Source organism: Pseudomonas sp. NPDC087690, from assembly GCF_044743175.1.
GTDB lineage: Bacteria > Pseudomonadota > Gammaproteobacteria > Pseudomonadales > Pseudomonadaceae > Aquipseudomonas.
On sequence record NZ_JBIUVX010000046.1, the window covers coordinates 30,821 to 36,891 of the forward strand.

8 protein-coding genes and 1 pseudogene are annotated in these 6,071 nt (G+C 60.9%); all 9 read left to right on the forward strand.

Annotated elements, in window-relative coordinates:
* Positions 1 to 147 precede the first annotated feature (147 nt).
* Positions 148 to 1,479, forward strand: coding sequence for a glycine zipper domain-containing protein (locus ACIPIZ_RS26190; protein ID WP_401168317.1), 1,332 nt, complete (start codon positions 148 to 150; stop codon positions 1,477 to 1,479).
* Entirely contained in the window at positions 1,476 to 1,859 is a 384-nt protein-coding gene (locus tag ACIPIZ_RS26195) for a phage tail protein (protein WP_064393146.1), read from the forward strand. The genes ACIPIZ_RS26190 and ACIPIZ_RS26195 overlap by 4 nt, the downstream gene beginning before the upstream one ends.
* Positions 1,852 to 2,064, forward strand: coding sequence for a tail protein X (locus ACIPIZ_RS26200; RefSeq protein ID WP_064393145.1), 213 nt, complete (start codon positions 1,852 to 1,854; stop codon positions 2,062 to 2,064). Before ACIPIZ_RS26195 ends, ACIPIZ_RS26200 begins: the two co-directional genes overlap by 8 nt.
* 9 nt (positions 2,065 to 2,073) lie before the next feature.
* The gene (locus ACIPIZ_RS26205; protein WP_122662159.1) at positions 2,074 to 3,105 is read left to right on the forward strand and encodes a phage late control D family protein; all 1,032 of its coding nucleotides are present in this window, start codon (positions 2,074 to 2,076) and stop codon (positions 3,103 to 3,105) included.
* Positions 3,106 to 3,253: 148 nt separating this feature from the next.
* On the forward strand, positions 3,254 to 3,838 hold the full coding sequence (locus ACIPIZ_RS26210; RefSeq protein WP_105707384.1) for a hypothetical protein: 585 nt from the start codon (positions 3,254 to 3,256) through the stop codon (positions 3,836 to 3,838).
* On the forward strand, positions 3,835 to 4,014 hold the full coding sequence (locus ACIPIZ_RS26215; RefSeq protein WP_034154909.1) for a DUF2635 domain-containing protein: 180 nt from the start codon (positions 3,835 to 3,837) through the stop codon (positions 4,012 to 4,014). Before ACIPIZ_RS26210 ends, ACIPIZ_RS26215 begins: the two co-directional genes overlap by 4 nt.
* Positions 4,014 to 5,510 (forward strand): phage tail sheath subtilisin-like domain-containing protein, encoded by a 1,497-nt coding sequence (locus ACIPIZ_RS26220; protein ID WP_401168322.1) that lies wholly within the window; start codon positions 4,014 to 4,016, stop codon positions 5,508 to 5,510. Before ACIPIZ_RS26215 ends, ACIPIZ_RS26220 begins: the two co-directional genes overlap by 1 nt.
* A 67-nt stretch (positions 5,511 to 5,577) precedes the next feature.
* On the forward strand, positions 5,578 to 5,925 hold the full coding sequence (locus tag ACIPIZ_RS26225; protein ID WP_007908779.1) for a phage tail tube protein: 348 nt from the start codon (positions 5,578 to 5,580) through the stop codon (positions 5,923 to 5,925).
* Positions 5,922 to 6,035: pseudogene (locus ACIPIZ_RS26230) on the forward strand (phage tail assembly protein); the annotation flags it as partial. The gene ACIPIZ_RS26225 and the pseudogene ACIPIZ_RS26230, both read left to right, overlap by 4 nt.
* Between the last annotated feature and the right edge of the window lie 36 nt (positions 6,036 to 6,071).

Consider the following 6,071-nt stretch of genomic DNA (forward strand, 5'->3'; position numbering starts at 1 on the left):
CAACAACCGGCATAGCAGCAAGCAGCGCTGATCAAGACACTTTTCAGTGGCGACGACGGTGTACGCAAACTGCTGGCGAAACCCGAAGACCTGCAAAAAGCGTTTTCGCTGATCGCTCCGGCCAAACTGGAAGGAACGTCGTCGCTTGTGTCCTCGCAAGCGACCCAGAGCAGCCTCGCATCGCCATTCAAGGGTGAGGGGGGCGTGCTCCAGTGGATGGGCAAACCCGGCGAGGCACAGACGCCGCTTTCATTGCTCAAGCCCAACGTTCCACTGACACCGGCTTACAGCGGCGCGATTGAACGCAGCGCCGAGCCTGCGGGCAAAGACCCTCAGCGAAGCTGGAACGCGTTCGATGCCAGTCTCAATCGTCTGATCACGGCGTTGGCGCCGGATGCGACCGGCACGCTGGATTCGCTGACGAATATGACCAATGGCGTGGCCGATATGGCTGAAGCCCATCCCAAGACCTCGACGGCGTTGGCCCTTGCGGGCGTTGGACTGTCGGCCATCGTGGTGGCGGTGATGGCCAAGGCATTCGGCAATTTCACCGACAAACTGCTCAAGGGCGTCGCTTCAAAATTACCGTTCGGTCTTGGCGGTTTGATTGCCGATATTGAAGACCCGAAAGCAAAGAAAACGTCGGCCGGAAATGGCGCGGGCCATGACTGCTGTTGCAAACCGCTGGGCGGCGGGACGGGGGACAGACTCAAGCCTCGCCGGTCAAGCATCAAGCCTCGAGTCCGACGTGAACAAACCGGTCAAGGTGCGAAAAGCCCCCGCACGGTGACCCCTCGGCCACCACGGATCAGTGCTCCACCGGCACCACCCGTTCTGCCCCGCATGTCCGGCTCGTACTGGCCGGGAACCATGACGGCATTTGCAGGCTCATCAGCCGTCAGTTCTGCACCGGCCGCTCCACTGTCCGGTTCTTACGCCAGGGCAGGCAGACTGCTTGCCAGACGGGCACCGCCGCTGCGGTTGCTCAGCGCCGGATATGAAATGGTCAACGGCGTCATGAGCGGCGATAAGCGTGCCGTCGTGTCGTCCGGTGCATCGTTAGCCGGGTCGTCTGTTGGTGCCGCTGTCGGTGCTGCACTGGGTACGTTGATTCTGCCGGGTGTGGGCACCATGGTCGGCGGGTGGCTGGGGAGCATGGCGGGCGGGGCCATCGGTGAATCTCTGGGCGACAAGCTAGGGACACAAGTCGATCGTCTCGGCTCTCCTGCACAGGTCAGTAAAGACCTCATCGCGACCTCGGCGACCTCCACGAACCCTGCGGCACTCGCCTCCACAGCCGCCAGCCAGCCTGTCACGTTCAACTCCACCATTCACATCAATGGTCAGGATCAGGGCAGCGCCCAGGCACTGGCCAATCTAGTTGTGCAGACAACTATGAGTCAGTTGGGCCAGATCATGCCGACCAATCCTCTCGCCACACGACGTGACGCAGCCCTGACCGACGGAGTCGCCACATGAAACAACAAATGGCTCTGGGCAGTTTCATCTTCGGCCTGTCGCGCAACTTTGCGTACCACCAATTGTTGCGCAAGTCCGATGGCGGCTGGACCGAAATACAGATCCTTACCAGCAAACCGAAATCCAGTCAGACCGGACAGAAGCCGGAAACCCTGACCATCACCGGCAAGTCGATGTACGCCGTGGCCATGGATCGGCTCGATGAATTGCGTGCCTTGCAGGCGCTGCGTATACCGCTGCCGCTGATCGATGGCATCGGCCGCAACTGGGGGCTGTGGCGGGTCAACAACGTTCAGGAAACCCAGACCTGCATCATCGATGACGGTACAGCGATGGTGGTCGATTGGGTCATCGAATTGGCGGAGTTCAACAATGCGTAAAGTTCGAAGCGTGGCCGGTGATTCGGTGAATCTGCTGCTCTACCGCGAAACCGGTCGCAGCGACGATGCGGCCGAAGAAGCCCTGTGGAAACTCAACCCGACCCTGGCCGAACACGGCCCGGTTCTGCCCGCTGGCATCTGGGTCGTGCTGCCTGAACTCGACAGCAAACCCGCCGCAATCAAAGCGCTCACGGCGTGGGATTAAGGAGGTTGTATGGCATTGGGTTTTACCCCGGTCGTTCAGATTTATGGCGCAAACGCGGATTTGCTCAACCAGCGTCTTATCAGTTGGGAGCACATTGATGCCGCCGGTATCGAGTCGGATCAACTGACCCTGACCATTGATCTGGAAGGCCTCGAAGGGCTGCCGAACCTCGGCGGGAAAATCGGCCTGCTGGTGGGTTACCTAGAAATGGCAGAGATGGTCGACAAGGGCCAGTTCAAAGTCACTCGCCTGACACCGACGCTGTTTCCGTTTCGCCTGACTTTGGTGGCCACTGCAGCACCGTTCAGCAAGGATGACGAGACCGGCTTCAAGCAGCGCCGCACCGCCAGTCATGGACCGACGACGCTCGGTCAATTGTTCAGCAAACTGGTGTCGCAGCACGGATTTTCATCACGTGTCGCAGCGGACGTGGCGATGATCAAAATCGCCCATGTCGACCAGTCCAATGAAACCGACATGGGCTTTCTGACGCGGCTGGCAAAGAAGTACAACCTGGTCGCCAAACCTTATGGCGATGCGTATGTGCTGGCGCGCCCCGGGCAGATCAAATCAATCTCGGGGCAGAAACTGCAGGATGTGACGTTGTCGGTCACCCACAATAATCGTCCCGGCGATCACGCCTTCATCAGCGCCACGCTGGAAGAGGCCGCCCGCGAACAGGCCAAGGGCTGCAAGACCTGTTTTGTCGATGCTGTTACAGGCATTTTGCATTGGGTCGAAACGGGACTTGCGCCGTTCAAGACCATCCGCCAGAAGCAACCCAATGAAGCCGACGCCATTGCCGTGGGAGAAGGCGAAGTGCGCAAAATGCTCCGGCAAAAGTTCAAGGTGAAGATCACCTGCCCGGGCGATCCGCGTCTGGCCGCTGAAGGCCTGGTGCTGCTCGATGATACCTGGCCGGATTTCATGCGCGGACGCTGGTCGATCGACAAGGTCACCGCCAGCGGTAATCGCGAGAACAGCTATCGCTGCCTGATCGATGCGTCGTGCCTCGACCCGAAAGCCGAAGCCAAAGACTGATCTCACAGCCCACGAGCCCCCTGTAGGAGTGAGCCTGCTCGCGATAGCGGTGCCACATTCAAAACCAACGCGCCTGACACACCGCTATCGCGAGCAGGCTCACTCCTACAGGGGCCTGCGGTAACTCCCACTATTTTGGACCACCCCCATGAAGATCACCCCGATCCTCACGCAACTGCGTGGGCAATGCCCTGGCCTTGCCAGTCACATTTCGGTGGGTGTCGATCTGGCGCTGCTACAAGGCAACCCGGATCTGCCGACACCCTCGGCCCACGTGCTGCCACTGGCCGACTTGGCGAGTGAAAGCACCACCCAAAACCTCACCACCCAACCGATCCGCGACCGCTTCGAAATCGTCCTGGTACTTGACGCCACCGACGCTACAAAAGCGCTGGATCTGTTGCACGACCTGCGTGCCGAACTGTGGCGCGCGCTGGTCGGGTTCAAGCCCGACAACGACTACAGCGCCATCGTCTACGACGGCGGCGAACTGGTCTCGATCAATAGCAGCCGCGCTTTCTACCGGCTGCGCTTTTTTGCCGAGTTCCAGCTCGGCCGCAATCTGCCAAGTCAGCCTGCGGAGAGTTGGCACGAACGCGAACTGGACGGCTTGTCGTCCTTTACCGGGGCCACCGTGCGGGTCGATGCGATCGACCCGGCCGACCCCAACCTGAAACGCCCGGGCCCCGATGGGCGCGTGGAAATGACTTTCTCTGCAGAGGTAACCCCATGAGCAATCGCATCACCGTACTGCCGGCCGCCGGTCGCGTCGTACCTGACCCGGAGGCGGGCGATCTGCTGCCGCTCGAAGGCCGTGAAGTGCTGGACAGCGCCTGGTGGCGCCGACGTCTGGCCGACGGCGACATCACTCTCAAAACCGCACCAGCCAAACAAAAGGGAGCCAAATAATGGCGATCGGATTCAGCAACATCCCCGCGGACATTCGTGTACCGCTGTTCTATGCCGAAATGGACAACTCGGCCGCCAATAGCGCGAGTTCGACCATGCGCCGTTTGATCGTTGCTCAGGTCAACGACAACATCGCCCCGACCGAAGTCGGCAAACTGGTGTTGGTCTCCAGCGTTGCGCTGGCCAAAAGCATCGGCGGCCAAGGCTCGATGCTCGCCTCGATGTACGAGACCTTCCGCAAGGCCGACCCGATCGGCGAGATCTGGTGCCTGCCGCTGCACAACGCTGAAGGCGCTGTTGCCAAAGGCGTACTGACCCTGACTGGCGCAGCGACTCAGGCCGGCCTGCTCAACCTGTATGTCGGTGGCGTGCGTGTTCAGGCCACCGTGGTCAACGGTGCTACCGCAGCCCAAGCAGCCACTGCACTGGCGCAGAAAGTCAACGCCACGGCCGATCTGCCGGTCAGCGCTGCCGCTGCCGAAGGTGTGGTCACCCTGAACGCCAAATGGACTGGCGACAGCGGTAACGACATCAGCCTGCAATTCAATCGCCTGGGCAAGAGCAACGGCGAAGAAACCCCGGCTGGCCTGACCGCTGCGATCACCGCCATGACCGGCGGCGCCGGTGTGCCGGATCAGGTTGAAGCGATCGCCGCACTGGGTGATGAACCGTTCGAATTCATCGCACTGCCATGGTCCGATCTGTCGACCCTCAACACCTGGCAAGCCGTCATGGATGACAGCACCGGTCGTTGGTCGTGGGCCAAGCAACTGTTCGGTCACGTCTACAGCGCCAAGCGCGGCACCGTCGGCACCCTGGTTGCTGCCGGCCAGGCGCGCAATGACCAGCACATGACCATTCAGGCGCTGGAGCCGGGCGTACCGCAACCGTTCTGGGTACAAGCTGCCGCACTGGCCGCACGCACCGCGGTGTTCATCTCTGCCGACGCCAGCCGTCCGACCCAAAGCGGCAGCCTGCCGGGTGTTGATCCGGCACCGGCCAGCGAACGCTTCACCCTGACCGAGCGTCAGTCGCTGCTCAACTACGGCATCGCCACCGCGTACTACGAAGGCGGTTACGTGCGCATCCAGCGCTCGATCACCACCTACCAGAAAAACGCTTACGGTCAGGCCGACAACTCCTATCTGGACAGCGAAACCATGCACCAGTCGGCCTTCATCGTGCGTCGTCTGCAAAGCGTGATCACCAGCAAATACGGGCGGCACAAACTGGCCTCCGACGGCACGCGTTTCGGCGCCGGCCAGCCGATCGTCACCCCGGCGACCATTCGCGGCGAGTTGATTGCGCAGTACGCCAAGCTCGAACTGGAAGGCCATGTCGAGAACGCCGAGCTGTTCGCCGAGCACCTGATCGTCGAGCGCGACGTGCAGGACCCGAGCCGCGTGAACGTGCTGTTCCCGCCGGATTACATCAACGGTCTGCGCGTGTTCGCACTGCTCAACCAGTTCCGCCTGCAGTACGACGACGCGGCTTGATTGCTGCGTTTGACGACAAGCATTCAGCCCACCTCGCGTGGGCTTTTTCATTAAAGGGAGTAACACCATGGGTCAACTGATTGCAGGCACCTGCTACGTCAAAGTCGACGGCGCACAACTGACCATCAATGGCGGCTGCGAAGCCCCGCTGATGGCGGTCAAACGCGAAACCGTCGTACCCGGTTTCTACAAGGAAACCGACATCGCGCCGTCGTTCAAAGTGACCGCGCTGCACACCGCCGACTTCCCGCTGAAGAAGCTGATCGAAGGCACCGACATCACCGTCACCTGCGAATTCAGCAACGGCAAAGTCTACGTGCTGGCCGGTGCATATCTGGTTGAAGAACCGGTCTCCAAGGGCGATGACGCCACCATCGAACTGAAATTCGAAGGCATCAAGGGGACCTGGCAATGAGCGGCGCCGTGAAGCTTCAGGTTGCGATCGAAGCTCACGGCGAGCCCCTGACCTAACTCGTCCTGCGCCGCCCGACGGTGCAGGAAGTGCGAGCGATCAAGGCGCTGCCGTAAAAGATCGACAAGAGCGAAGAAGTCAGCCTCGAC

Bases quoted from the DNA above. Each gene is read 5' to 3' on its own strand.
- ACIPIZ_RS26195 (WP_064393146.1), top strand. From the start codon at position 1,476: ATGAAACAACAAATGGCTCTGGGCAGTTTCATCTTCGGCCTGTCGCGC.
- ACIPIZ_RS26215 (WP_034154909.1), top strand. From the start codon at position 3,835: ATGAGCAATCGCATCACCGTACTGCCGGCCGCCGGTCGCGTCGTACCT.
- ACIPIZ_RS26225 (WP_007908779.1), top strand. From the start codon at position 5,578: ATGGGTCAACTGATTGCAGGCACCTGCTACGTCAAAGTCGACGGCGCA.
- ACIPIZ_RS26220 (WP_401168322.1), top strand. From the start codon at position 4,014: ATGGCGATCGGATTCAGCAACATCCCCGCGGACATTCGTGTACCGCTG.
- ACIPIZ_RS26205 (WP_122662159.1), top strand. From the start codon at position 2,074: ATGGCATTGGGTTTTACCCCGGTCGTTCAGATTTATGGCGCAAACGCG.
- ACIPIZ_RS26210 (WP_105707384.1), top strand. From the start codon at position 3,254: ATGAAGATCACCCCGATCCTCACGCAACTGCGTGGGCAATGCCCTGGC.
- ACIPIZ_RS26200 (WP_064393145.1), top strand. From the start codon at position 1,852: ATGCGTAAAGTTCGAAGCGTGGCCGGTGATTCGGTGAATCTGCTGCTC.